This is a genomic window from Anaerolineales bacterium, assembly GCA_022866145.1.
Classification (GTDB): domain Bacteria; phylum Chloroflexota; class Anaerolineae; order Anaerolineales; family E44-bin32; genus PFL42.
Genome location: JALHUE010000003.1, coordinates 1 through 2,947, shown reverse-complemented (window position 1 = coordinate 2,947; position 2,947 = coordinate 1). Strand labels below are relative to the sequence as shown.

Sequence of the window (2,947 nt, the reverse complement as noted above, 5' to 3'; positions counted from 1 at the left end):
GCCGGTATTGCCGATGCCCAGTCCGTGAACAACCTGACGATCGCGGATACGCTGTCGTCAAACCTGCAGTTCACGAGCGTCGTCAGCACCAGCCCAGCCGCCGTGTGCACGCCTCCGCCGGCGGGGATTCCCGGAGGCACACTGTCCTGCGACTTTGGCGCCGGGCCAGTGAGCGGAAGTCCCAACGTTGTGTTCGAATACTTCATCCCGCAGTTCGATGCCGGGGGTGGCAGTGTCCTGCCGCCTCCCAGCGGCGACGATCGCACCTCGCCCGACAACGTCAGAGCCTCGGCGTCCTGGGACCCCGACGATGGCCGCGATCCGGTCACGCCTCTGACGATCAATGCCGCCGGGCCTGAGCACACCCTCAACGACCGGTCGATTGCCATCCAGAAGTCGGCGTCCCCTGGCAGCGGCACGCCGGGCACGGTGGTCACCTATACGTTGTCGTTTCAGATTTCCGACTACTTCACCTTTGGGGATCTGGTCGCGACCGACACCATCTCGGACGGGCAGCGTCTGCTTATGGGCCCGGGATTCGAGCCCAGTTTGAGCGTCACGGACCGAGTGGAGACGCGCGGCGGTCTGTTCGCCTACACGCCACCCGCCTATCCCCCGAATCCTCCCAATCCACCCGCCCCGGGGGATGATCTCCTCATCGACGTCTCGCGCATCGGAAACTCCGGCCCCGGTGTGCCGCCGGACGGAACCGATGGCAGCACGCTGCTGACCTTCGAAGTGTCTGATGCGCTGATTCGCCTCGGCGCCGCAGATGGCATCCTGCAGGGCGGCCGGGCGATCGTCCCCAATGCGGGCCCGGCCACCGGCACCATCACCTACTACGCACGCATCCAGGATGTCTTCTCGGACACGTACCCCTCGACGGATCCGAGTGTCGACCAGGGGGATCGATTATCGAACAGCGTCAGCATCACCGGAACGATCCGGAATAACGCCCTCATCACGCAGGTTGATGGTGTGGAGGACGACGGCAGCGGCGCGGGCGTGACGATTGCCCGAGGCCCCGTGACCAAATCGTTGTATGCCATCAACGGCGGGTCACCGACCCCACCGAGAGTGGCGCCGGGTGACACCGTCACCTACCGGATCACCTACGAGATGCCCGCTTCCGACGTTGAGGACCTGTACTTCATCGATTATCTACCGCTCCCGGTCTTCGATGTCGCCGATCCAAACGCCGAGGCCCCTGGCGTGCCGGTCTGGACCTACCTCGCGGCCGCCGCACCCGGAACGCTGCCTGCGCCTGGCGAGGTGACGCGCGGGTTGACCGACACCTTCAGCGGGCCGACGGGCATCTCGGGGATTTCGCCTTTGCTGACGCCTACTGGTTCGAGCAACTCCCTGCGCATCTTCTACGGATCCTTCGACGATTCGTCCAACCGCGCGTCCAAGATTGACCTGCTGTTCACCATTACCGTGACACAGGACCCATTCGCTGATGGGCTGTTCCTCACCAACCAGCTTCGCCAGCATGAGGGATCGACCAATGCCGGGCCCGACGACACGGATGTCATCATCCAGATCCAGGTCCAGGAACCGGTGCTGTTTCTCACCAAGGGCGTCGGTGCGACCGACAATCCGGCCGGCGCCTTCGCTCCCCCGCAGGTCGGGCCGCTCAGTGTGACCTTCAACCCGCCGGGTTCGAATCCGTCATGGACCGGGCTGGTCAGTTCGGGCGGCCTGAGCGGCCCGCCGCCACGACCGATTGATAGCAACCTCGGGGGCGTCGACGCCGGCGATCTGGCCACCTTCGCCCTGGTGATCGAGAACCAGGGCACGAGCCCATACGGCGCTTTCGACATCCGGCTGCGCGATCTGCTGGCGCCGGGGTACGTGATCCCGAGCACCGGCCTCGGACTCAACTTGCAGATCCGCCGCGGCAGTGGAACCCCCATCGGCTATCAGGCCCTGAATACGTCGGGGGTTGCCGTCGGCGCGCCGAACACGCAGCCTGAGTACCTGTTCTACGATGTCGGGCCAAACCACGGCGGGCTGGAGCTGCTCGACCCGAGCGACGCTGAAGGGGTGTGCCAGGGACACAATCTGGGCAGCGGCGCCAACATCGTCATCCTGACCTACGACCTGCAGTTGGCGCCGGGCGTCGCCCCGAACACGGTGAACACCAACACCGCCAGCGTCACCCAGTACGCCAGCCGCAATGGCGGCCCGAACTTCCTCGACCCCGGCGGCCCGCTAACCGACCAGGCCACCGTGACGACCGCACTGCCAGTGGTAACCAAGACCATCACCGGTACCAACCAGGCCCACACGCTTCTCACCAACGTGGCCATCGGCGAGCGGGTGACCTACCAGCTGGTGATTACCATCCCGGAGGGCGTTTCCAACAACGCCACCGTCGTGGACACGTTGGATTCCGGCCTGGCCTTTGTCAGTCTGGATAGCCTGACGGCCTCCGCCGATCTCAGCACGAGCATCGGCGGCGAATTCCCGCAGGTGCTCACCACCGCTAGGGCCGGGCTTGCCGCCCCCGGCGGTGCGGCAACGTATTCGTTCGGCACGCTGACCAATAGCAACCGGGTGAACGCCGCCCCGGAGACGATCACCATCACCTACACGGCCGTGGTGTTGAACAGTCCCGGCAACGACCGCGGGGTTGGACGGAACAACAGCGCTGTGATCTCCTGGACCGGTGGCTCGGCCTCCGGCGCAGCGCCCAATGTGGTGATCGTCGAACCGACGCTGCAGGCGGCCAAGGCGGCCGTGCCCAACAGCGGTGACGCCGGGGATACGATCGCCTTCACACTGACGTTCTCGCACACCGCAGCCAGCAACGCCGATGCATTCAACGTCACGCTGAACGACCCGCTTCCGGCAGGGATGACGTACGTAGGGACGAGCCTGAACTGCACCTCCGGCGTTCAGGACCCCGACAGTTCGTTCTTTGCCACCGGGGTCATCACGGCTT

1 protein-coding gene is annotated in these 2,947 nt (G+C 65.3%); it reads left to right on the top strand.

From position 1 onward, the window contains the following. Nucleotides 1-24: 24 nt before the first annotated feature. The coding region (locus MUO23_00065; protein ID MCJ7511344.1) for an isopeptide-forming domain-containing fimbrial protein at nucleotides 25-2,947 on the top strand (2,923 nt) is incomplete at its 3' end.